General features: G+C 63.1%; 22 protein-coding genes. 10 read left to right on the top strand and 12 right to left on the bottom strand.

Features of this window, described 5'->3' with window-relative positions; genetic code table 11:
- The first annotated feature begins 4 nt into the window (after positions 1-4).
- Complete coding sequence (locus ABLV04_RS23560) at positions 5-1951, top strand: DNA topoisomerase III (RefSeq protein ID WP_032452512.1); 1947 nt, start codon at positions 5-7, stop codon at positions 1949-1951.
- Between the two features lie 174 nt (positions 1952-2125).
- Positions 2126-3106, top strand: coding sequence for an NAD(P)H-quinone oxidoreductase (locus ABLV04_RS23555; RefSeq protein ID WP_032452513.1), 981 nt, complete (start codon positions 2126-2128; stop codon positions 3104-3106).
- A gap of 43 nt (positions 3107-3149) precedes the next feature.
- Here ABLV04_RS23555 and gdhA read toward each other — a convergent pair whose 3' ends face one another.
- Positions 3150-4493, bottom strand: coding sequence for an NADP-specific glutamate dehydrogenase (gene gdhA, locus ABLV04_RS23550; protein WP_101989497.1), 1344 nt, complete (start codon positions 4491-4493; stop codon positions 3150-3152).
- 182 nt (positions 4494-4675) lie between these two features.
- Entirely contained in the window at positions 4676-5086 is a 411-nt protein-coding gene (locus ABLV04_RS23545; RefSeq protein ID WP_044523153.1) for a pyrimidine (deoxy)nucleoside triphosphate diphosphatase, read from the bottom strand.
- Positions 5087-5172: 86 nt separating this feature from the next.
- On the opposite strand from ABLV04_RS23545, the gene ABLV04_RS23540 reads away from it, so the two are divergent.
- Positions 5173-5787: a CDP-alcohol phosphatidyltransferase family protein gene (locus tag ABLV04_RS23540; protein ID WP_101989496.1), complete on the top strand. Its 615-nt coding sequence runs from the start codon at positions 5173-5175 to the stop codon at positions 5785-5787.
- 51 nt (positions 5788-5838) lie between these two features.
- On the opposite strand, the gene ABLV04_RS23535 is transcribed toward ABLV04_RS23540, so the two are convergent.
- The 7 genes from ABLV04_RS23535 to ABLV04_RS23505 all read right to left on the bottom strand — a co-directional run bounded on the left by ABLV04_RS23535 (position 5839) and on the right by ABLV04_RS23505 (position 12453).
- On the bottom strand, positions 5839-7146 hold the full coding sequence (locus ABLV04_RS23535; RefSeq protein WP_180265716.1) for a sulfurtransferase: 1308 nt from the start codon (positions 7144-7146) through the stop codon (positions 5839-5841).
- Positions 7147-7239: 93 nt separating this feature from the next.
- Entirely contained in the window at positions 7240-7872 is a 633-nt protein-coding gene (locus ABLV04_RS23530) for an ATP-binding cassette domain-containing protein (protein ID WP_048334784.1), read from the bottom strand.
- A complete protein-coding gene (locus ABLV04_RS23525) occupies positions 7872-9407 on the bottom strand; it encodes an ABC transporter permease subunit (protein ID WP_147733764.1) in 1536 nt (511 codons plus the stop codon). The genes ABLV04_RS23530 and ABLV04_RS23525 overlap by 1 nt, the downstream gene beginning before the upstream one ends.
- Positions 9380-10558 carry an ABC transporter substrate-binding protein gene (locus ABLV04_RS23520; RefSeq protein WP_023289288.1) on the bottom strand — a complete coding sequence of 393 codons (1179 nt, stop codon included), beginning with the start codon at positions 10556-10558 and terminating at the stop codon, positions 9380-9382. Before ABLV04_RS23520 ends, ABLV04_RS23525 begins: the two co-directional genes overlap by 28 nt.
- 2 nt (positions 10559-10560) lie before the next feature.
- Positions 10561-11121 (bottom strand): carboxymuconolactone decarboxylase family protein, encoded by a 561-nt coding sequence (locus ABLV04_RS23515; RefSeq protein ID WP_023289289.1) that lies wholly within the window; start codon positions 11119-11121, stop codon positions 10561-10563.
- Positions 11118-11828: a TVP38/TMEM64 family protein gene (locus tag ABLV04_RS23510; protein ID WP_147733765.1), complete on the bottom strand. Its 711-nt coding sequence runs from the start codon at positions 11826-11828 to the stop codon at positions 11118-11120. The genes ABLV04_RS23515 and ABLV04_RS23510 overlap by 4 nt, the downstream gene beginning before the upstream one ends.
- Positions 11815-12453 carry a TVP38/TMEM64 family protein gene (locus ABLV04_RS23505; RefSeq protein ID WP_223822588.1) on the bottom strand — a complete coding sequence of 213 codons (639 nt, stop codon included), beginning with the start codon at positions 12451-12453 and terminating at the stop codon, positions 11815-11817. The genes ABLV04_RS23510 and ABLV04_RS23505 overlap by 14 nt, the downstream gene beginning before the upstream one ends.
- On the opposite strand from ABLV04_RS23505, the gene ABLV04_RS23500 reads away from it, so the two are divergent.
- Positions 12385-12528 carry a hypothetical protein gene (locus ABLV04_RS23500; protein ID WP_023289292.1) on the top strand — a complete coding sequence of 48 codons (144 nt, stop codon included), beginning with the start codon at positions 12385-12387 and terminating at the stop codon, positions 12526-12528. The two genes, ABLV04_RS23505 and ABLV04_RS23500, sit on opposite strands and share 69 nt — an antisense overlap.
- 155 nt (positions 12529-12683) lie before the next feature.
- On the opposite strand, the gene xthA is transcribed toward ABLV04_RS23500, so the two are convergent.
- Positions 12684-13490 carry an exodeoxyribonuclease III gene (gene xthA, locus ABLV04_RS23495; RefSeq protein WP_023289293.1) on the bottom strand — a complete coding sequence of 269 codons (807 nt, stop codon included), beginning with the start codon at positions 13488-13490 and terminating at the stop codon, positions 12684-12686.
- Positions 13491-13928: 438 nt separating this feature from the next.
- Here xthA and ABLV04_RS23490 point away from each other — a divergent pair, with 438 nt between their 5' ends.
- From ABLV04_RS23490 to spy, 6 genes are all read left to right on the top strand, one after another.
- Positions 13929-15149 carry an aspartate aminotransferase family protein gene (locus ABLV04_RS23490; protein ID WP_023289294.1) on the top strand — a complete coding sequence of 407 codons (1221 nt, stop codon included), beginning with the start codon at positions 13929-13931 and terminating at the stop codon, positions 15147-15149.
- Entirely contained in the window at positions 15146-16180 is a 1035-nt protein-coding gene (gene astA, locus ABLV04_RS23485; protein WP_023289295.1) for an arginine N-succinyltransferase, read from the top strand. The genes ABLV04_RS23490 and astA overlap by 4 nt, the downstream gene beginning before the upstream one ends.
- Positions 16177-17655 (top strand): succinylglutamate-semialdehyde dehydrogenase, encoded by a 1479-nt coding sequence (gene astD / locus ABLV04_RS23480; RefSeq protein WP_180265715.1) that lies wholly within the window; start codon positions 16177-16179, stop codon positions 17653-17655. The genes astA and astD overlap by 4 nt, the downstream gene beginning before the upstream one ends.
- A complete protein-coding gene (gene astB / locus ABLV04_RS23475; RefSeq protein WP_180265714.1) occupies positions 17652-18977 on the top strand; it encodes an N-succinylarginine dihydrolase in 1326 nt (441 codons plus the stop codon). The genes astD and astB overlap by 4 nt, the downstream gene beginning before the upstream one ends.
- 9 nt (positions 18978-18986) lie before the next feature.
- Positions 18987-19952, top strand: coding sequence for a succinylglutamate desuccinylase (gene astE, locus ABLV04_RS23470; protein WP_023289298.1), 966 nt, complete (start codon positions 18987-18989; stop codon positions 19950-19952).
- A gap of 343 nt (positions 19953-20295) precedes the next feature.
- A complete protein-coding gene (spy, locus tag ABLV04_RS23465; protein ID WP_072096650.1) occupies positions 20296-20781 on the top strand; it encodes an ATP-independent periplasmic protein-refolding chaperone Spy in 486 nt (161 codons plus the stop codon).
- 87 nt (positions 20782-20868) lie between these two features.
- On the opposite strand, the gene cho is transcribed toward spy, so the two are convergent.
- Together cho and nadE are read right to left on the bottom strand one after the other, a co-directional pair.
- Positions 20869-21732, bottom strand: a complete 864-nt coding sequence (gene cho / locus ABLV04_RS23460; protein WP_023289300.1) for an excinuclease Cho — start codon at positions 21730-21732, stop codon at positions 20869-20871.
- Between the two features lie 99 nt (positions 21733-21831).
- Complete coding sequence (gene nadE, locus ABLV04_RS23455; protein ID WP_023289301.1) at positions 21832-22659, bottom strand: ammonia-dependent NAD(+) synthetase; 828 nt, start codon at positions 22657-22659, stop codon at positions 21832-21834.
- Positions 22660-22853: the final 194 nt, after the last annotated feature.

Raw genomic sequence — 22853 nt, 5'->3', positions numbered from 1 at the left:
TTCGATGCGGTTGTTTATTGCAGAAAAACCGAGTCTCGGTCGGGCTATCGCCGATGTGTTGCCTAAACCGCACCGCAAAGGCGATGGCTATATTGAGTGCGGCAACGGGCAGGTGGTCACCTGGTGTATCGGTCACCTGCTGGAGCAGGCGCAGCCGGACGTCTATGACAGCCGCTATGCCCGCTGGAATCTCACCGACCTGCCGATTGTGCCGGAGAAATGGCAGCTGCAGCCTAAACCTTCGGTCACCAAACAGCTGAATGTGATCAAGCGCCTGCTCGGCGACGCCGAGGAGGTTATCCACGCTGGCGACCCCGACCGTGAAGGGCAACTGCTGGTGGACGAGGTCCTCGACTACCTGCAGCTGGCGCCGGAGAAGCGCCAGCAGGTGCAGCGCTGTCTGATAAACGATCTCAACCCGCAGGCGGTGGAGCGGGCGATCAACCGCCTGCGCGCCAACAGCGAGTTTGTGCCGCTTTGCGTGTCGGCGCTGGCGCGGGCGCGCGCCGACTGGCTGTACGGCATCAATATGACCCGGGCCTATACTCTGCTGGGGCGCAACGCCGGCTATCAGGGGGTGCTCTCCGTGGGGCGGGTGCAGACCCCGGTGCTCGGCCTGGTGGTGCGCCGCGATGAAGAGATTGAAAACTTCGTCGCCAAAGATTTCTTCGACGTCAAAGCGCATATCGTCACGCCGCAGGAGGAGCGCTTTGTCGCGACCTGGGTGCCGAGCGAAGCCTGCGAACCTTACCAGGATGAAGAAGGGCGCCTGCTGCATCGTCCGCTGGCCGAGCACGTGGTTAAGCGTATCGAAGGCCAGCCGGCGCTGGTGACCGGCTATAACGATAAGCGCGATTCCGAACCCGCGCCGCTGCCGTTTTCGCTGTCGGCGCTGCAGATTGAGGCGGCCAAACGTTTCGGCTTCAGCGCGCAAAACGTGCTGGATATCTGCCAGAAGCTGTATGAAACCCACAAGCTCATCACCTATCCGCGTTCGGACAGCCGCTACCTGCCGGAAGAGCATTTCGCCGGCCGCCATGCGGTGCTGAATGCGATTGCCGTCCATGCGGCGGATCTGCTGCCGCAGCCGGTGGTGGATCCGGAGATCCGCAACCGCTGCTGGGATGATAAAAAGGTCGACGCGCACCATGCGATTATCCCGACCGCCCGCAGCAGCCAGGTCAAACTCACCGATAACGAAGCGAAGGTCTACACCCTGATCGCCCGGCAGTATCTGATGCAGTTCTGCCCTGACGCGGTGTTCCGTAAATGCCAGATTGACCTTGAGATCGCCAACGGCAAATTTGTCGCTAAAGCGCGTTTTCTGGCCGAGGCGGGCTGGCGGACGCTGCTTGGCAGCAAAGAGCGCGATGAAGAGAACGACGGCACGCCGCTGCCGGTGGTGGCCAAAGGCGATGAACTGCTGTGCGAGAGGGGCGAGGTGGTGGAGCGCCAGACGCAGCCGCCGCGCCACTTTACCGACGCCACGCTGCTGTCGGCGATGACCGGGATTGCCCGCTTCGTGCAGGATAAAGATCTGAAGAAGATCCTCCGCGCCACCGACGGCCTCGGCACCGAAGCAACCCGCGCCGGGATTATCGAACTGCTGTTTAAGCGCGGTTTCCTGAGCAAAAAGGGGCGCTATATTCACTCCTCGGAGGCCGGAAGGGCGCTGATTCATTCCCTGCCGGAGATGGCCGGGCGACCGGACATGACCGCCCACTGGGAGTCGGTATTGACGCAAATCAGCGAGAAACAGTGCCGCTATCAGGATTTTATGCAGCCGCTGGTGGGGACGCTGTATCAGCTGATCGAGCAGGCGCGCAGCACGCCGGTGCGCCAGTTCCGCGGTCTGGTGGCGCCTGGCGGGGCGAAAAAATCCTTCAGTAAGAGCAAAGGCAAAGCGAAAGGCAAAAAAGCGGCAGACGATGCCGCGCCGCCGCCGCAATAACCCGCCCGGCGGCCGCGAGGATGCGCTTCCCCGCGGCCGCCGTTTCTCCCCCCGCCAGGTCAATGGTCTACACTAAACAGCCGGGAAGGGGTTGACGACCCCCTCAGAACAGGGATGCCCATTCCCCTTCCCGATGCCGTTGCTCATTTCTCTCCCAGGCGATAAGGAGGACCCGTGAAATATATCGCTATCAGCCAACCGGGCGGCCCGGAAGTATTGCAGATCCGCGAAGGTGAGATCCCCACCGTCGGGGAGCATGAGGTGCTCATCGAAGTGAAAGCGGCGGGCGTCAACCGGCCGGATATTCTGCAGCGCCAGGGGCTGTATCCCATGCCTGAGGGCGTCACCCCCGTGCCCGGCCTCGAGGTGGCGGGCGTGGTCGTGAAGGTCGGCGCGCAGGTCACAACCTTTGCCCCCGGGGATCGCGTCTGCGCGCTGACCAACGGCGGCGGGTATGCCGAATACTGCGCCGTCCCGGCAGGCCAGACGCTGCCGATCCCGGCGGGCCTCAGCTTTAGCGAAGCGGCCGCCATTCCGGAAACCTTCTTCACCGTGTGGGCGAACGTTTTCCAGCTCGGTAAGCTGCAGTCCGGCGAGAGCATTCTGATCCACGGCGGCGCCAGCGGGATTGGCACCACCGCGGTCCTGCTGTGTCACGCGCTGGGGATGAGCGTCTATGCCACCGTCGGCCAGGACGAAAAAATTGCCGCGCTGCGACCCTACGCCACGGCGATCAACTACAAAACCGAAGATTTCGCAGAGAAAATTCACCAACTGACCAACGATGAAGGGGTGGATGTCATTCTGGATATCGTGGGCGGCCCTTACTTTAACCGCAACCTGGGGCTACTGAAAAAGGATGGACGGCTGGTGATCATCGGCTTTATGGGCGGGCGAATCGCTCATGAGGTGGATATTCAGACCCTGATGCTCAAGCGGGCCACCGTCACCGGCTCCACCATGCGCGGCCGGACGGCGGCGGAGAAACAGGAGATTGCCGAGGCGCTGCGGCGCCACGTCTGGCCGCTGCTTGAGGCAGGGAAATGCAAGCCGATGATCTATGCCAGCTACCCGATGGCGGAGATTGCCGAGGCGCATGCCTGTCTGGACAGTGGTCAACATCTGGGGAAAGTGGTGATCACGATGACGTCGTGAGACGCCTCCCGGCGGGCAGCCGCCGGGAGGGCGTCAGGGGAGGTTAAATCACGCCCTGGGCCAGCATGGCATCCGCCACCTTCACGAAACCGGCGATATTGGCGCCGCGCACGTAGTTGGTCTGCTTCGCTTCACCGCCGTACTGCACGCAGGCGTGGTGGATATCCAGCATAATGTGATGCAGGCGAGCATCCACTTTTTCCGCTTTCCAGCCCATGCGCGCGGCGTTCTGCGCCATCTCCAGACCGGACGTCGCCACGCCGCCGGCGTTGGCCGCTTTGCCCGGGGCAAACAGCACGCCAGCTTCAAGGAACAGATCGGTCGCGGCGATGGTGGTCGGCATGTTGGCGCCTTCCGCCACGGCCTTCACGCCGTTGGCAATCAGCTGGCGGGCGGCATCGACGTCCAGTTCGTTCTGAGTGGCGCAAGGCAAGGCGATATCCACCGGCACTGACCATGGCTGCTGGCCTTCGAGATAGGTGAGGCCAAACTCGCGGGCGTAGTCGGCCACCCGGCCGTGGGCACGCTCTTTGATGTCGATCAGGCGGGCCAGTTTTTCTTTGGTGAAGCCCGCCTCGTCAACGACGGTGCCGTTGGAGTCGGAGGCGGTGACCACCCGCGCGCCAAGCTCCATCGCTTTCTCAATGGCGTATTGCGCGACGTTGCCGGAGCCGGAGACCGCCACGCGAGCGCCTTCGAAGCCGAGGCCGTGACGTTTGAGCATTGCTTCGGTGAAGTAGATCAGGCCGTAACCGGTGGCTTCCGGACGGATCAGGCTGCCGCCGAAGGAGAGGCCTTTACCGGTGAAGACGCAGGCGCTGTTGTTAGAGAGTTTGCGCATCATGCCGGCCATAAAGCCGACCTCGCGGCCGCCGACGCCGATATCGCCTGCCGGTACGTCGGTATCCGGGCCAAGATGGCGATAGAGCTCGGTCATCAGCGCCTGGCAGAAGCGCATCACTTCGCCATCGCTCTTGCCTTTAGGATCGAAATCGCTGCCGCCTTTCCCGCCGCCCATCGGCAGGGTGGTCAGGGCGTTTTTGAAGGTCTGCTCGAAGCCAAGGAATTTGAGAATCGACAGATTCACCGACGGATGGAAGCGCATCCCGCCCTTATACGGGCCGATGGCCGAGTTGAACTGCACGCGCCACGCGCGGTTGACCTGGACCTGATTGCGGTCGTCCACCCACACCACGCGGAACTGGATCACGCGCTCCGGTTCCACCAGACGTTCCAGCAAAGCAAGCTGACGATAGCGCGGATTTTCCTCAAGGAAAGGCCACAGGGTGGTCATGACCTCCCGGACGGCTTGAGCAAATTCGGTTTGATGAGGATCGCGCTGTTGAACGCGGGCGAGAAAGCCTTCCAGAGTGCACGTCTGATCCATAGATATAAGTTCCCCTTATGGTTGTGGTTGCGTGTATTTATTATGATTCGGTCCTTGAAAAAACCGATTTTCCGACTATAACACCGCTAATCCTTAGGCAAGCAAGGAAAAATTAAGCCGTCAGCAAAATTTATAATTGCCCGCCCGTCATAACTAAAAACGATGACGAGGCGGCGAGCGGATCAGCGGGGAGAAAGGGACGGGCGCTGGGCGATAAAGGCGTGCAGGAGGGGGATATCGGCCGGGGCGAGATCGAGGGTTAAGGCGTCGGCAGGAAGGCACCAGCGCAGCTGGCTGTGATAGTGGGCCAGCGGCACGCCCTGAAAGTTCGGTACCCACCAGGCGTGCAGATGGATCTGGCGACCGGAGACTTCCCGCTGATGGCTGGCGATATAGCATGCCGGGTGGGCGATGATGCCCATCTCCTCCCGCAGCTCCCGGGCCAGCGCCTGCGGCTGGCTTTCACCAGGCTCCACTTTGCCGCCGGCGAATTCCCACATTCCCGGCTGGTCGGCGTGGGGCGGGCGCTGCGCCAGCAGAATTTTGCCATCCTGTTCAATAATGGCGGCGACAACTTCAATCATTTTTAGCATAAGCATCAACGTTAATAAGACCAAACTGGCCTATTATCACCGCCATAGACCTTCACTGACAACCGCCAACTCTGCTGGAGACCCCCGTGCTTGATAGCCACCTGCATCCTCGCCTCAAACCTCTGCTTAACGCTGCCGCCGGCGCGCTTGACCGCCCGGGCATTTCGCCAGACGGGCTGACGCTGCTCGGTTTTGCCATCGGCGCGCTGGCTCTGCCATTTCTGGCATTAGGGTGGTATGGCGCGGCGCTGGCGGCCATTCTTCTCAACCGCCTGCTGGACGGCCTGGACGGCGCCCTGGCGCGGCGGCGCGGGCTTAGCGACGCCGGCGGTTTTCTCGATATCTCACTGGATTTTCTCTTCTATGCCCTGGTGCCGTTCGGTTTTATCCTGGCGGATCCGCAAAATAACGCGCTGGCGGGGGGCTGGCTGCTGTTTGCCTTTATCGGCACCGGCAGCAGCTTTCTCGCCTTTGCCGCGCTGGCGGCAAAGCACCAGATCGCCAATCCCGGCTATGCCCATAAATCGCTGCACTATCTCGGGGGGCTGACGGAGGGGACGGAGACTATCCTGCTGTTTGTCCTCAGCTGCCTGTTTCCGGCGCATTTTGCCTGGCTGGCGTGGCTGTTTGGCGCGCTATGCTGGCTGACGACGGCGACGCGTATCGCCAGCGGCTACCAGACCTTAAAGCGGTTGGCGTGAGCGGAAAATCGCGCGTCGCCGGCAGGGGGCGACGCGCGCGGGTGGGACGCGTTACTGACTGCTTTCCGGGCCGCGTTCTCCGCGGGCGACCGGATTGTGCGGGTTGCTGCTCCATTCGTACCAGCCGCCGTCATAGACGGCGACGTGCGGCCAGCCCATGGCCCGGGCATACATGAAGGTTTCCGAGGCCCGCCAGCCGGTCCCGCAATAGAACGCCACCTGCTGGTCAGGCAGGATGTTCCACTGGCGCCACAGGGCGGCGATATCGTCGGCGCTGCGCATGGTGCCGTCCGGGTTATGGAAGTCTTCCATGTGCGTGGAGTCGCTTCCGGCATGGCCCCAGCGGGCGCCGGCGATGTCGCCCTTCGGTTTGATATAGCTGTAGCCGCTGGTGGTGCCGATAAACTCCGGCCACGAGCGGACGCTGACCAGCGAGGCGTCCTGGCGGTGCAGCAGACCGCGGGCCTGCCCGGTATCCAGCATCAGCTGCGGCTGGCCGGGGATCGGCGCGCCAAAATCCGGCGCCGGCTGCGGCGTCGGCGGCATGCCGCGCGCCACCGGCAGACCGGCTTCGGACCAGGTCTGCCAGCCGCCGTCCAGCAGGCGCACGTCTTTGACGCCGGCGTACAGCATGATCTGCGCCACCCTCGCCGCGGCGTAGACGTCGCGACCGTAGAGGATCACCGTGGTGTCATGGCGGATGCCGTGCTTCGCCAGCATCGCCTTCAGCTGCGCATCGGACACTTTATTCCACAGCGGTTCGCTCTCCACCTCATTGGTGTCGATATAGCCCGCGCCCGGGATATGGCTCAGCAGATAGAGCTTCGGCGCTCCCCAGGCGGCCTCAAACACTTTCCAGTCGCCGGCCGGGGCGGCAGCCACGCTTTTCCCTTGCTGCAGATCGTGCAGCCACTGCGGGTAGACCAGCTGTTCAAAGTGCGGCAGCTTTTGCAGACGGTCGCCCTGGCTCAGAGCGTCGCTCAGGACGTTGAGCCGGGTGAAGCCCGCTTGTTTCAGTCGCGCCGCGACGCTGGCGTTATCCTCAGGACTGCCGTACAGCGCGATGGGGGTATCGGGCTGGAGCTGGTGCTGTTTAGCCCAGCTGTGGAGCTGCTCGTCGCTCATGGCGCCGAGCCAGCGGGCGGAAAGGTTCAGCGCCTGCGGCTCATGCCCTTCCGGGCCGTTGACGTGCTGCGGCCAGCCGTTGTAATAAGCGCTCAGGCGGGTGTCGATGGCCACGCCGTGCTGCTGTTGCAGGTGGGAGAGGGTGAGCGCTGGCATGGTTTCAGCGGCGCAGGTGGTGGTAGCAGCAAGCCCCATGAGCAGGGCGAGTGCGGTCAATTGAGAAACACGTTTCATCGAAATGCCCGACGGTAAAAAGTGGAGGGCGTATTCTCCGCTTGCCAGGCGTTGATTTCTTTGCGGTAACGCAGGTTTGCACGCTATTGCGCTTCATTGCCAGCGCTCCATCGCCAGGCACCGCCCCGTCGGCGGACAGTCCTCGCGATCGTGGGTCACCAGGATCGCCGGAATGGCCTGGCGGGCCAGTTCCTCAAATACCCAGCGGCGGAACGCGGCGCGCAGGGTAGCATCCAGGCGGCTGAAGGGCTCATCCAGCAGCAGCGCCTCGGGGCGCGCCAGCAGGGCGCGCAGCAGACTCACCCGCGCCCGCTGTCCGCCGGAGAGCGTGGCCGGGTCGCGCGCGGCGAATCCATGCAGCCCGGCGCGACTGAGCGCCTGCTCCACCGCGGCTTTACGCGCCTCGCCGCGCACGCTTTCCGGTAGCGCCAGCTGTAAATTTTGCCCGACGCTGAAATGGTCGAACAGCAACGGGTCCTGAAACAGGATGCCGATGCGCCGGCGCTCCGTCGGCAGCGTATCGCAGCGCCGATCGTTGAGCCACAGCTCGCCCTCGGCGCGGAAGTCGCCGGCCAGAGCGCCAATCATCCATGCAAACAGCGTCGATTTTCCGCTGCCGGAAGGGCCCATCAGCGTCAGCACTTCACCCGGGGCCACCGAGAAAGCGACCTCCCGCAGCAGCGGCTGACGTTTCACGCTCAGGGTCAGATGGTTTACGGTTAGCACTAGCGAAGTCCTCGTCGATAGCGGCCCGCCAGCCAGGCCAGCAGGGACGTCAGGGTAAAGCATACCGCCGGCAGCAGTAATTGCCACAGCGCCTGGGCGGCGAGCGTCTGCGCCTCGCCGCCGCTGCTGAGCGCCACCGCCTGGCTGGTAAGCGTCGGGATACGGCCTGCCCCCAGCCATAGCGTTGGCAGATACTGCGCAATGCTCACCGAGAAACCCACCGCCAGGGCGGTCAGCAGCGGGCGGGTCAGCGAGGGCAGGGTCAGCAGCCAGAAAATACGCGTGGGATCCCAGCCGAGCGTGCGGGCGATCACCGCCATCCGCGGATCGCGCTGGCGCCAGGCCGGGCGCAAAATAAACAGCATCCACGGCACCACCCACAGCAGATGGCCCCACAGGACGGTCCACCATTCGCCGTCTAGCCAGGCGTACAGCGCCAGCCGGTACTGGCCGTCGGCCAGCGGCAGGGCCGGCAGCACCAGCGGCAGCCAGACCCAGCCATCTCCCCGCGCCGGGCCGCAGGCCAGCCACAGCAGGCAGACGGCCGCGCCGAGGGCGCAGGCCGCCAGCGCCAGACCAAGGCTGTTAATCAATGCCTCGGTCTGCGGCGGCGCCGAGCGCGCCAGCCCCGCCAGCAATAGCGCGCACAGCAGGCCGCTCAGCGGCAGGGCACTCGCCAGCAGGCGGCCGGGCAGGGCGTGGGGATGGGGATGCCGAACGCCGCGCAGATCGGGCAGGCGTCGACGCTGTAGCCGCCATCCGCCCCAGGCGACCAGCGCCAGCCCGCCGAGGATCGCCAGCAGCAGCAGGCTGGCCAGCGCCCCTTTCGCCTGCTGCAGGTCATCGCCCTGGCTTAACCACTGCCACGCCAGCACGGCGAGGGTGGGCGGATTGCCGGGCCCCAGCACCAGGGCGACGTCTACCGTCGACAGGCTCCAGGCCGCGGCGGCCAGCAGCACCATGCCGAGGGCGGGCAGCAGCCCAGGCAGCACCAGCCAGCGCAGGCACTGCCAGCGGCCGTAGCCGAGGCTCTTTAGCGCTGTCGCCTGGTCGGCGAGGCGCGCCTCCCCCAACAGGCCGTAGATCACCCACAGCACAAAGGCGCTCTCTTTCAGGGCCATCGTCAGGCCAAGCCCGATGCCGTACCGGTCGACCGGCGGCGTCAAAAACGGCAGCCGCTGCCAGATCCAGCCGCCTTCGGCGAACAGCAGCAGCGCCGCCGTCGCCAGGGCAAGATGGGGCACCGCCAGCAGCAAGGGCAGGCGGGAAGCCAGTCGCCGCCAGCGGGCCGAAGGCCAGAGGGCGGCGACGATGGTCAGGGCGATCAGTAACGCGCCGCCGACGGACAGCAGCGTGGAAACAAGGGTGGCGGCCAGCGCCTGGCCCAGCTGCGGGTCGGCGAACAGCGCCCGCCAGTGGACCGGGAAGAGCGCCGGCCACACCAGCCCTGCGGCGGCGGGGAATAAGGGCAGATAGATTGCCGCCATCGTCCCCCAGGCCAGCAGAATCAGTGGGTACCGTAGCGGCGCAGCCATTCCTGCTCCAGTGCGTCAACCCACGCCGCGTGCGGCTCGGCAAGCACCGGCGGCAGATCCTGCGGCAGGGTGGCCGCCAGCGCCTGGCGCTGCTTGTCAGGTAGACGCTGCGGGTCCAGGACGCTTGGATCGCCCCAGACGGCGGCATCCGCCTTGCGCAATTGCGCCTCAGGGGAGAGCAGGAAATTGGCCACCACTTTGGCGGCGGCGACGGCGCGCGCGTTGGCCGGAATAGTCACGAAATGGACGTTGCCGAGGGTCCCTCCGGTAAAGCCGAAGCTGTAGCTGTCCGCCGGTAACTCCCCGCTGGCGGCCTTCTGCCGGGCATGGAGCGGATTAAACGTCAGCGACAGGCGGAGGGTGCCCTGGTTGAGCATGGCGTCCATCCGCGCCGGCGACGCCGGGAAATCCTTGCCCGCCCGCCACAGCGCCGGGTGCAGCGTATCGAGATAGCGCCACAGCGGGGCGGTGACCGCCGCGAAAGTCGCCGTCTGAGGCGGCTGGCGCAGGGCGGCAGGCTGGTCGGTGAGGGCGATCAGCAGTTGCTCCAGCAGGGCGGTACCGGTGAAGTCCGGTGGCCGCGGGTAGGTTACGCTGCCCGGATGGGCTCTGGCGAAGGCCAGCAGCGCCTGCGGGCTGGTGGGAGGCTGCGGGGTTTGTTCGCGGCGGGCGATAAACGTCAGCTGGGCGCTGCCCCACGGCGACTCGGCGCCCTCGGTGGCGACAGAAAAATCTTCCTGAACCGGCTTTTGCCGATCGACATAGCGCCAGTTGGGCAGCGATTCGGCCCAGCCGGTGAGCAGCAGGTTGGCCTGTTTTAGGGTGTGAAAGTTTTCGCCGTTGATCCACAGTAAATCCACCGAACCGCCGCGGCGACGGCCAGCCTGCGCCTCAGTCTGGATGCGTTTCACCGCGTCGGCGGCGTCGGCGATGGGGACAATACGCAGGTCGATCGCGTAGTGGCGTTTGACCTCCTCGCTGACCCACGCCAGATAGCGGTTAACGGCCGGGTCGCCGCCCCAGGCGTTAAACCAGACGGTCTGGCCACGGGCTTCCGTCTGGGTCTGCCGCCAGCTGTCGTCGGCATTCACCACCAGCGGCCAGAGCAGCAGCAGGTACAGACAGAGGCTGAAATCACGCAAACGGCGCATCGTTACTCCTTATTATGCGGGGAAGAGGGGGGTATCTTGCACAGCCCCTGGGCCGGGATCGCCATCGCGGCGTTGAACCGCGCTGATAAATTTTGCAGGCCAATCAGGGCGGTCAGCTCGGTGAGCGCCCGGGCGTCAAAATGCGCCGTCATCGCGCTGCGCAGGGCATCATCCACCTCCGGCGGCGTCTGACTGGCGGCTTCGGCATAGGTCAGCGCCAGACGCTCTTGCTCGCTAAACAGCGTACTGTTGCGCCAGTCGGCGACCGCCAGCAGTTTGTCGCGACCTCCGCTCCGCGCCGCGAGGGTCATGCTGGTGATATCGATGCAGAATTCGCAGTGGCACAGCTGGGCGATGCGGGCGCTGACCAGCGAGCGCAGCACCGGATCCAGCGGCGAGCGGCGGCGTTCAATATAGCCCACGAACAGCGAGACCAGGTAAAACAGCCACGGGATCCGTCCCCACCAGCGAATGGGGCTCAGCACCTGGCCGTAATGACGACGGTGCAGCCAGGCCTGCGGACGAAGGATCAGGGGGACAGTATCCAGCGGGGGTAAGCTCATGGCGACGATCTCTTATGACGTTCACGGTAAATATTTTTGGCGATGGAGATGACCACCGCCAGGGCAAAAAGCAGCGAAAGGCCAGTGGCCAGCCAGAAGGCGCCTCCGGTCAGCAGACTCCCGGCCCAGGAATAGACGATGGTCGCCGGCAGCTGTCCCACGCCGGTGGCCAGCATAAAGGGCCAGAAGCGCAGCGAAGTCAGTCCGGCGGCATAGCTGACCGGATCAAAAGGGACAAACGGCAGCAGGCGACAGACCAGGATCGTCTGCGGGCCAAAGCGGGCGAAATAGCCGTCGACGCTGCGCAGCACCGTGCGGCCGGTGAGTTTCTCCACCACCTCGCGCCCCAGCGCTCTGGCGATGCAGAAGCAGAGCCCGGCGCCGACCATGGCGCTGAACCACGACAGCGCGCCGCCCCAGAAGGCGCCGAACAGCGCGGCGTTCGCCAGGGTGATCAGGAAGGCCGGCAGCGGGGCGACGATCGCCTGGAGGATCATCAGCGCAAAAGAGACCAGCGCCGCCTGCGCCCCCCAGGCGGCGATAAAGTCTTTAACATGCTGGGGATCCAGCGACGCTAGCGCCGTCAGGCTGTGCTGCAGAAAGGCTCGCCCGCCGGGGAACCACAGCCAGGCGGCCAGAGCGGCAACGACCACCACGGCGAGGGCCAGCCGGGCGCGGCGCAGGTGACGGCGATCAGGTCGGGTCATGGCGCACCTCCTCGCCGGGCGTTGCCACACGGCGGGCGCGGGCAAACCGTTTGCCCATCTGCACCAGGGCAAACAGCAGCCCGCCGGCGAGGCTCAGCTTGAGCGCGAAGGCGAAGGTCGCCCCTTCGCGAGCCAGTTCGCTGGCCATCACCGAATAGATCACCAGGCCCGGCAGGGTGGTCACGGCGGAGATCAGGGTAAAAGGCCAGAAGGGGATCGCCGTCAGGCCGTAGGCGTAATTCTGAATGTTGTAGGGAAAGAGCGGCACCAGGCGGGTGAGGATCAGAAAATCGCTGCCGCTGCGGGCGATACCGCGCTCAATGGCCTGGAAGACCGCGGTATGGCCCACATAGCGCTGCAGCAGATCGCGCCCAAGCCAGCGGGCGATCAAAAACGATAGCGAAGAGGCGACAGTGGCGGCGGCAAACGAGAGCAGAGAGCCGGTCAGCGGGCCGAAGAGTATTCCGCCGGCGATCACCAGCAGGCTGCCGGGGATCAGGCACAGGGTGGCAATGATAAACAGCGCTGCATAGACCAGATAGCCCCAGGCGCCCTGATGGCGCAGGGTCTCCTGCAGCAGATGCAGGTGAGTCAGCAGATCGTGGAGACCGACGCGGTGGCTGATAACGGCCAGCGTGGCCGCCAGCGCGATGAGTCCCAGCCCTTTACCAATGGCCGGATGATGGCTTCTTTTTCATGAAGGGGTCTCCTGTACAGCCTGGACGCGGTGGACATTAAAAAGTGCGCGCGACAGTATCCTGTTCAGACGACGGCCACAATGGTTTACCGTCGCTTTGTTGATTTTGCTCAGGAAATTCTGCCCCCCGCGCGGCGGGAGGCAGGTCAGGACGTGGCTTACGGCCGGAAGGTGGCCCACACCGGCGCGTGGTCGGACGGTTTTTCCATCCCGCGGATCTCATAATCGATTCCGGTCTCCACGCAGCGCTGGGCCAGAGGCTGGCTGGCCAGCAGCAGGTCGATGCGCAGCCCGCGGTTATCGTCGAAGCCTTTGGAGCGGTAATCAAACCACGAGAAGTGCTCCTGATTGTCCGGGTTAGCCTGACGCCAGGTATCCACCAGGCCCCAGCCCAGCAGACGGTCCATCCATTCCCGCTCTTCCGGCAGGAAGGAACATTTGCCGGTGCGCAGCCAGCGTTTGCGGTTCTCTTCACCGATACCGATGTCGAGATCGGTAGGGCTGATGTTCATATCGCCCATGATCAGCACCGGATTCTCTTTATTGAGTTCGGTCTCCAGGTAGTTCTGCAGATTCTGATAGAACGCCGCTTTGGCCGGGAATTTGGTCTCATGATCGCGGCTTTCACCTTGCGGGAAATAACCATTAATCACCGTAACGTTACCGAACGGCGACGGGATCTCGGCCATGATGATGCGGCGCTGAGCCTCTTCGCCATCATCCGGGAAACCGCGGCGGACGGCAATCGGCGTCTCTTTGGTCAGCAGAGCGACGCCATAATGGCCTTTCTGGCCGTGATAAAAGACGTTATAGCCGAGTCTGGCGACCTCTTCGAGAGGGAACATATCGTCGTGAACTTTGGTTTCCTGCAGGCCAATCACGTCCGGCTGGTGCTTTTCGACGATGGCGGCCAGTTGGTGTGGGCGGGCGCGCAGGCCGTTGATATTAAAAGAGACGAATTTCATAGTCGCTGCCACTGTGCAAGGTGAATAGTGCAGGGATGGTAGCAGAAATTCGCCAGGCTGGCTGCCATCCGATGCGTCATTCTGCCAATCGCTGCGCATGAGCGTGCCGTGGGTGCCCCTTTTGCGGGCACGCCGCGCCAAAAAAGGGCAAATAGCTACGATAAATTTCGCAGAAGATCACAATTACAGAATTATATCTTACCTTTGCATAACTTATCTTCTTTAATCACTGTTCATCCCCCTTTATCGGATACTTATTCACTAAGCATGCATTTTATGTGAATAGCGACAGGTTGTAACTCATTGATATTGCGTTATCTCATCCGGTTTATGCATTTTTATCGCTGGCTGGCACGAACCGTGCAATCTACATTTACAGCGTAATAACTCATATTTATTAACATTATTGCTACTTTTAATTTACCGGAAGAGGTCGATATGTCTCAGTCAATTACGCGTAACCACTTTGATGAATGGATGATGCCGGTCTACGCGCCAGCGGCTTTTATTCCGGTGCGGGGCGCCGGGTCGCGGCTGTGGGATCAGCAGGGCAAAGAGTATATCGATTTTGCCGGAGGCATCGCCGTGAACGCGCTGGGGCATGCGCATCCGCGGCTGGTGCAGGCCCTCACCGATCAGGCTGGCAAGTTCTGGCATACCGGCAATGGCTATACCAATGAGCCGATCCTGCGTCTGGCCAAAATGCTTATCGATGCCACCTTCGCCGACCGGGTCTTCTTCTGTAACTCCGGGGCCGAGGCCAATGAGGCGGCGCTCAAGCTGGCGCGTAAATATGCCCACGATCGCTTTGGCAGCGAGAAAAGCGGCATTGTCGCCTTCCAGAACGCCTTCCACGGGCGGACGCTGTTCACCGTTTCGGCAGGCGGTCAGCCGGCCTACTCCCGGGATTTTGCCCCGCTGCCGCCGCAGATCCAGCATGCGGTGTTTAACGATCTCGCGTCGGCAAAGGCCTTAATCAATGACCAAACCTGCGCGGTGATCGTCGAGCCGGTGCAGGGCGAAGGCGGCGTGGTGCCGGCCAGCGTCGAGTTTTTACGCGGCCTGCGCCAGCTTTGCGACCAGCACAACGCCCTGCTGATTTTCGATGAAGTGCAGACCGGGGTCGGGCGCACCGGCGAACTGTATGCCTATATGCACTACGGCGTGACCCCCGATGTGCTGACCACCGCCAAAGCGCTGGGCGGCGGCTTCCCCATCGGCGCGCTGCTGGCGACAGAGGCCTGCGCCAGCGTGATGACCGTCGGCACCCACGGCACCACCTACGGCGGTAACCCGCTGGCGGGGGCGGTGGCCGGCGAGCTGCTGTCGATCGTCAATACCCCGGAAGTGCTCTCCGGCGTCAGACAGCGCCATCAGTGGTTTTGCGAACGCCTGCAGGCGATCAACGCCCGCTATGGTCTGTTCAAGGAGATCCGCGGCCTGGGGCTGCTGATCGGCTGCGTGCTGAACGACGCCTGGGCCGGGAAGGCGAAAACCCTCAGCAACCTGGCGGCGGAAGAGGGCGTGATGATCCTGATCGCCGGCGCCAACGTGGTGCGTTTCGCGCCGGCGCTGAACGTCAGTGAAGAAGAGGTGAACAGCGGGCTGGATCGCGTCGAGCGGGCCTGCGCGCGATTCCTGGCGGGAGTTTCATCATGATGGTTATTCGACCGGTGGAGCCGGGCGATCTGCCCGGGCTGCTGAAGCTGGCGGCGGAGACCGGCGGCGGGCTGACCTCGCTGCCGGTGGATGAAGCCACCCTCGCAGCGCGGATCGCCCGCTCACAGCAAACCTGGCGCGGCGAGCTGCCGAAAAGCGAGCAGGGCTATGTCTTTGTGCTGGAAGAGAGCGAGAGCGGCGCAGTGGTGGGCATCTGCGCGATAGAGGTGGCGGTGGGGCTCAACGATCCCTGGTACAACTACCGGGTCGGCACCCAGGTCCATGCCTCGAAGGAGCTGAACGTCTATCAGGCGCTGCCGACGCTGTTTCTCAGTAACGACCACACCGGCAGCAGCGAGCTGTGTACCCTGTTCCTCGACCCGCAGTGGCGCAAAGAGGGCAATGGCTATCTGCTGTCGAAATCGCGCTTCTTATTTATGGCCGCCTTTCGCGAGCGCTTTAATGAGAAGGTGGTTGCCGAGATGCGCGGGGTGATTGACGAGCACGGCTATTCCCCGTTCTGGGAGAGCCTGGGCAAACGCTTTTTCGCCATGGAGTTTTCCCGCGCCGACTACCTGTGCGGCACCGGACAGAAGGCTTTCATTGCCGCCCTGATGCCCAAGCACCCGCTGTATATCGATTTCCTCACCCCCGAGGCGCAGGCGGTGATCGGCAAGGTCCACCCGCAGACCGCCCCGGCCCGGACGGTGCTGGAGAAAGAGGGGTTCCGCTACCTGAACTACATCGATATTTTCGACGGCGGCCCGACCCTGGAGTGCGATATCGACCGGGTGCGGGCGATCCGCAAAAGCCGTCTGGTGACCACCGAGGCCGGCGAAACGCCGCCCGGCGACGGACCGCTGTGCCTGGTGGCGAACGAACAGTACCACCAGTTCCGCGCCCTGCTGGTGCATGCCGACCCGGATGGCGACACCCTGACCCTCAGCGCCCGCGAGCTGGATATGCTGAAGTGTCATGCCGGCGACCAGGTGCGCATGGTGCGCCTGATCCCTGAGGAGAAAACCGCATGAGTCTGTGGATTAACGGCGAGTGGCGGCCCGGCGATGGGCCGCGCTTCAGCAAACAGGATCCGGTCAACCTGAAGGTTGTCTGGCAGGGAGAGGCGGCGGACGCCGGGCAGGTCGCCGAGGCGGTGGCGGCAGCCCGCCAGGCGTTCCCGGCCTGGGCGCGGCTGCCGTTTGCCGACCGCCAGGTCATCGTCGAAAAGTTTGCCGCGCTGCTGGAGGCCAGCAAGGCGGAGCTGACGGCGATTATCGGCGCCGAGACCGGAAAGCCGCGCTGGGAGGCGGCCGGGGAAGTGACGGCGATGATCAACAAGGTGGCGATCTCGGTGAAGGCGTACCACACCCGCACCGGCGAACAGCACAGCGATCTGCCCGATGGCGCCGCGACGCTGCGTCACCGGCCGCATGGCGTACTGGCGGTCTTTGGCCCCTATAACTTTCCCGGCCATCTGCCGAACGGGCATATCGTGCCAGCGCTGCTGGCGGGCAATACCGTGGTGTTTAAACCCAGCGAACTCACCCCGCACAGTGGCGAAGCGGTGGTAAAGCTGTGGGAGCAGGCCGGCCTGCCCGCTGGGGTGCTCAACCTGCTGCAGGGCGGTCGGGAAACCGGCGAGGCGCTCAGCGGCCAGGCGGATATCGACGGGCTGCTGTTTACCGGCAGCTCGACCACCGGTTTTCATCTGCATCGCCAGCTGGCCGGACAGCCGCAGAAGATCCTCGCGCTGGAGATGGGCGGCAATAACCCGCTGATCGTCGACGATCCGCGGGACGTCGATGCCGCGGTGCATCTGACCATCCAGTCCGCCTTTATTACCGCCGGCCAGCGCTGCACCTGCGCCCGGCGTCTGCTGGTCCGGCGCGGAGAGGCGGGAGATGCTTTCCTCTCCAGGCTGGTGACGGTGAGCCAACGGCTGATCCCCGCGGCGTGGGACGCCGAGCCGCAGCCGTTTCTCGGCGGGCTTATCTCTGAACAGGCCGCGCAGAAAGTGCATCAGGCCTGGCTGCAGCGGATCGCCGCTGGCGCAGTCACCCTACTGGAGCCGCGCTTATTGCAGGCCGGGACGTCGCTGCTGACGCCGGGGATTGTCGACATGAGCGACGTGGCCCAGGTCGAGGATGAAGAGGTGTTCGGCCCGCTGCTTGGCGTCTGGCGCTACGACACTTTCGAGGAGGCGATTGCCCTGGCCAATGCCACCCGCTTCGGGCTCTCCTGCGGGTTAATTTCCCCGGAACGGGAGAAGTTCGATCGGCTGCTGCTCGAGGCGCGGGCCGGGATAGTCAACTGGAACAAACCGCTGACCGGGGCGGCGAGTACCGCGCCGTTCGGCGGCACCGGGGCCTCTGGCAATCATCGCCCCGGGGCCTGGTATGCCGCCGATTATTGCGCCTGGCCGATGGCCAGTCTCGAATCGCCGACCCTGACGCTGCCCGCCAGTCTCAATCCGGGGCTCGACTTTCGGGCCGGGGAGGCGTCATGACCGCCCGCGAAGTCAACTTTGACGGTCTGCCCGGACTGACCCATCACTACGCCGGGCTCTCCTTTGGCAATGAGGCCTCCACCCGGCACCGCTTTCGGGTGTCGAACCCGCAGCTGGCGGCAAAGCAGGGGCTAAAAAAAATGAAAGCCCTCGCCGACGCCGGCTATCCGCAGGCGGTGATCCCCCCTCAGGAGCGGCCCAACGTGCCGCTCCTGCGTCAGCTGGGCTTTAGCGGCAGCGATGAACAGGTGGTGGCTCGCGCGGCTCAGCAGGATCCGGATCTGCTGTCGGCGGTGAGTTCGGCCTCGGCGATGTGGGTGGCCAACGCCGCGACGGTCTGTCCCTCCGCCGATTCGCTGGATGGCCTGGTACACCTGACGGTGGCGAATCTGCAGGATAAATTCCACCGCGCCAGCGAAGCCCCCACCACCGGGGCGTTGCTGCAGGCGATCTTCCCGGACCGCACGCGATTTGCCATCCATCCGGCGCTGCCTGCCTCGGCATGGTTTGGCGACGAAGGGGCGGCGAACCATAACCGTCTCGGCGGGGAATATGGCGCCCCCGGCGTTCAGCTCTTTGTCTATGGCCGCCGCCGGGGAAGCGAAGAGGCGCCGCGTCGCTATCCGGCGCGGCAAACTCTTGAGGCCAGCCAGGCGGTGGCGCGCCTTAATCAGGTCAATCCCCGCCAGCTGATCTTCGCCCGCCAGCATCCGGCGGCGATCGACATGGGGGTTTTTCATAACGATGTCATCGCGGTGAGCAATCGTCAGGTCCTGTTCTGCCATGAGCAGGCCTTTGCCGACCAGAACGCGGTTTTGCAGCAGCTGGCGCAGCAGTTGCCGGGCTTCACCCCGCTGGTGGTTCCCGCCAGCCGGGTCACGGTGGAAGAGGCGGTTGCCACCTATCTGTTCAACAGCCAGCTGTTGAGCCGGGCGGACGGCAGCATGGCGCTGATCCTGCCCCAGGAAGCCCAGGCGCATCCGGGCGTGTGGAACTATCTCAATGAGCTGCTGGCCGGGGATAACCCCATCGCCGCGCTGCAGGTTTTTGATCTGCGCGAGAGTATGGCCAACGGCGGCGGTCCGGCGTGCCTGCGCCTGCGGGTAGTGTTGACGGCCGAGGAGTATCAGGCGGTCAATCCGCACGTCCTGATGAACGATACGCTGTTTGCCACCCTCAATGATTGGGTGGATCGCTACTATCGCGATCGTCTCACCCAGGCCGACCTCGCCGACCCCCAGCTGCTGCGGGAAGGGCGCGACGCGCTGGATCGGTTGACCCAGATCCTGCAGCTCGGTTCGGTTTATCCATTTCAGCAATAAGGGGGCGCGGTGGAACACTTTCTGGCATTAACCCTGGCGGGGCGTTTGCCCCATCACTTTCACGGCGAGACGGCCCATTTCCGCTGGCACTGGCTTGGGGAGGGGATCCTTGAGCTGACGCCGCATGCGCGCTGCGAGCGCGGGCTGGTGCTCTCCTGCGCCATCCATGGCAACGAAACGGCGCCGGTGGAGATTGTCGACCGGCTGGTGCAGCGGCTGGTTCGGGAGGAACTCCCCCTGCGCTGGCGGCTGCTGGTGATCGTCGGTAACCCGCCGGCGCTGCGGGCGAATAAACGCTATCTGCACAGCGATATGAACCGGATGTTTGGCGAGCGCTGGCGGCAATTCCCGGCCAGCGAGGAGACGCAGCGGGCGCAGCGGCTGGAGCAGGCGGTGGGCCGCTTCTATCGCGACCACGATGGTCCGCGCTGGCACCTCGATCTGCATACCGCGATCCGCGGGTCGCTGCATCCGCGCTTCGGGGTGCTCCCGGCCCGCGATACGCCCTGGGAGGAGGATTTTCTTCACTGGCTGGGCGGCGCCGGGCTGGAGGCGTTGGTGTTTCATCGCCAGCCAGGCGGGACCTTCACCCACTTCAGCTGCGAGCGGTTCGCGGCGCTGGCCTGTACCCTTGAGCTGGGCAAAGCGCTGCCGTTGGGGGAAAACGATCTGACGCAGTTTGCCGCCGCCGAGGGGGCTATCTCCCGGCTGCTGGTGGGGGATCTGGCCATTGCCGACGCCCCGGCGCCGTTGCGCTACCGGGTGGTGCAGCAGATCACCCGCCATAGCGATGATTTCCGTCTGCATATGGCGGATCGGACGCTGAACTTCACCCCCTTCGCCCCAGGCACGCTGCTGGCGGAGGAGGGGGAGATGCGGTATGTGGTGGGGGCAGAGCCGGAGTATGTTCTGTTTCCCAATCCGGCGGTGGCCAGGGGGCTGCGCGCTGGCCTGATGCTGGAAAAATTACCCTGAGGGCAAGCCGTCCGCCGGGCGGCCTGCTTAATTTCGCGCGTCGTTTTACATCTTCTTATTTTTTCGTGCGCCAGCGTAAATTTGCAGATTATTCCTGGTAAAATGCTTTGTTTTTAATCTCTCCTCCTTTATACTCTCCATAATTTCTCTGCAAAACAGTAGGTTATTTATTTTTTATTGCAATTCCTCGTTCAAATTCCTTATTTTCTCCATAATTGGTGAGAAACTGTTTTTTACACTTTCATTGTTTTACTCTTGCTCTGACTAATTGACGATTAACGTCGTAAAGTTAATCTCGTCAACACGGCAACGCGCCGTAAGAATAACGTAAAGTAAGGATTGAATGATGAAGAAACTCACTGCACTGTTTGTTGCCTCTACTCTGGCTCTGGGCGCGGCTAACCTGGCTCACGCCGCCGATACCACCACCGCGCCGAGCGACAGCAAGCCGATGATGATGCATCATAAAGGCGGCCCGGGTCAGCATGACATGATGTTTAAAGGCCTCAACCTGACCGATGCGCAGAAGCAGCAGATCCGCGACATCATGAAGAGCCAGCGCGAAAATATGAAGCGTCCGTCCCTTGACGAACGCCGCGCGATGCACGAGCTGATCGCCAGCGATACCTTCGACAAGGCGAAAGCGGAAGCGCAGATCGATAAGATGGAGGCGCAGCATAAAGCGATGGCGCTGTCCCGCCTGGAAACGCAGAACAAGATCTACAACATTCTGACCCCAGAGCAGAAAAAACAGTTCAATGCCAATTTTGAGAAGCATCTGACAGAACGCAACGCGCCGGCAGGTAAAATGCCTGCACCCGCTGAATAATGTAGCGTACTGAATCAAGACCGCCGGTCTTGCCCAATAATGCCATCAGGCGTTGGGCAGGGCCGGCGGTTTTTTCTTTCTGGCTTCTCAGCTAAGCGGGTGCAGCGGGTAGTTGCCGCTGAGCAGAGGTTTACAGAGAATTTTGTAACCATCCTGGTCGAATCCGGCGGGCAGGCGGGTGAGCTCAGCGGCCTGGTCGAGCGAGTCGACGGCCCCCAGCCACAGCCAGTTATGAATGACATGATACTGCGTCATATCAGGGCCGCGCTCCTCCAGCGCCACCGGTCCTGCCCAAGGCCAGCACACCAGCTGTAGCTTGCTCATCTGCGCCAGCAGACGCTGGCGGTGCGCCTCCACGCTCTCCTTTCCACAGCAGGCGCCGGCGCAGCGGCCCAGCGCGGATCGAAAGCAGGCGCGACCGCGGCTGAGCGGCTCCAGACCGAGCAGGCCATAACAGAGGCGCTGTTCGTCAGCGAGGCTCTGCAGCATCTGCAGCGCCGCCCGCCGGTTGGCGAACAGACCATAGAGATGCTGCTGATGAGAGAAATCAACCTCGCGGGCATAGACAATCTGCGGCCGGTCGTCCGCAAGCAGCCAGGCGCAGAGTTGCTTGTTACGCCGTAGCCGCTTGTTAAACAGCGGCTGCTGTTCTTTAATTAACCGCGCCTCCAGCAGCAGGGCCCCCAGCTCGCCAGCGGTGCGCTGCCAGGTAATACGCCGGGACTGACGCAGCATCGCGGCCTCTTCAGGCGTGCGCAGGTGGGAGAGCACCCGGCTGCGCAGGTTAACGCTCTTGCCGATATAGAGCGGCATCGTGTCGCTGTCGCCGTGAAATTGATAGACGCCCGGCAGCTTCGGCAGCGCCTCCAGCCACGGGCGAAGGTGTTCGGGATATTCATAGATCGCCGCCGCCTCAAACTCCAGACGCGGGGCAGATTGCTTTCTGGCCACAATAACTCCTGATACTGTCTATCTATCCAGTATAGCAGGCGGTTTTTGCGGCGAAAAGCGCAAAAAATAACCCCGGCGCGGGCCGGGGCGGGGGAGGGACTATTTTTTCCAGAAATCGTCAAAGACGGTGATGGGCGGCCGACGCTTGTGTTCGGTTTTCAGATACCAGCCTTCGATTGTTTTGGCGATGCTGGGGTCCAGCGTTTTGCCTTCAAGATAGTCGTCGATATTCTCATAGGTGACCCCCAGCGCCACTTCATCCGGCAGGGAGGGGCGATCGTCTTCCAGATCGGCGGTCGGCAGCTTCTTATACAGATGTTCCGGGCAGCCGAGATGGGCCAGCAGCTGTTTGCCCTGACGTTTGTTCAGGCGGAAGATCGGGTTGATGTCGGTGCCGCCGTCGCCATATTTAGTGAAGAAGCCGGTAATCGCTTCCGCCGCATGGTCGGTGCCGACCACCACCCCTTTGGTCATCCCGGCGATGCTGTACTGGGCTTTCATGCGCTCACGGGCTTTTTCGTTGCCGCGAACGAAGTCGCTCAGTTCGATCCCCGCTTCGCGCAGGGCCTGTTCGCTTGCCAGTACCGAGGCTTTGATATTCACCGTCAACACGCGGTCAGGCTGAATAAAGGCGATGGCATCCTGGCAGTCCTGCTCATCCGCCTGCACGCCGTAGGGTAAACGGACGGCGATAAACTGCAGGCTGCTGTCGCCAGTTTCGGCGCGCAGTTCATTGATCGCCATCTGGCACAGTTTCCCCGTGAGAGTCGAGTCCTGGCCGCCGCTGATACCCAGCACCAGCGATTTAATAAAAGGGTAAGTCTGCAGATAGGATTTCAGGAAATCGACGCTGCGGCGGATCTCGCCTGCGGCATCAATCTGCGGCTTCGCGCCCAGCGCCTGAATAATCTCTTGTTGTAGCGTCATCGCGCCCTCCGAAAGTGAATCTGTTTGGCAACCTGTTGGCTTAAAGCTACCTCTTTGCCGCTGAAACGACAAGGACCGGGGTTTTGACTGCCGGAAAAGAAGGCAATCAATGACATAGGATTTCATTATAGATGCCCGCGCGCAGGAGAAAGCGCCGGTCGTCGGCGGAGCGTCAATCCTGTTTACGCAATAAC

The sequence above is a fragment of the Klebsiella sp. JN_Kp127 genome, assembly GCF_040062505.1.
Taxonomy (GTDB): Bacteria; Pseudomonadota; Gammaproteobacteria; order Enterobacterales; family Enterobacteriaceae; genus Klebsiella; species Klebsiella quasipneumoniae.
The sequence above is the reverse complement of the archived record's forward strand: the minus strand, read 5'-3'. Positions and strand labels throughout refer to the sequence as shown.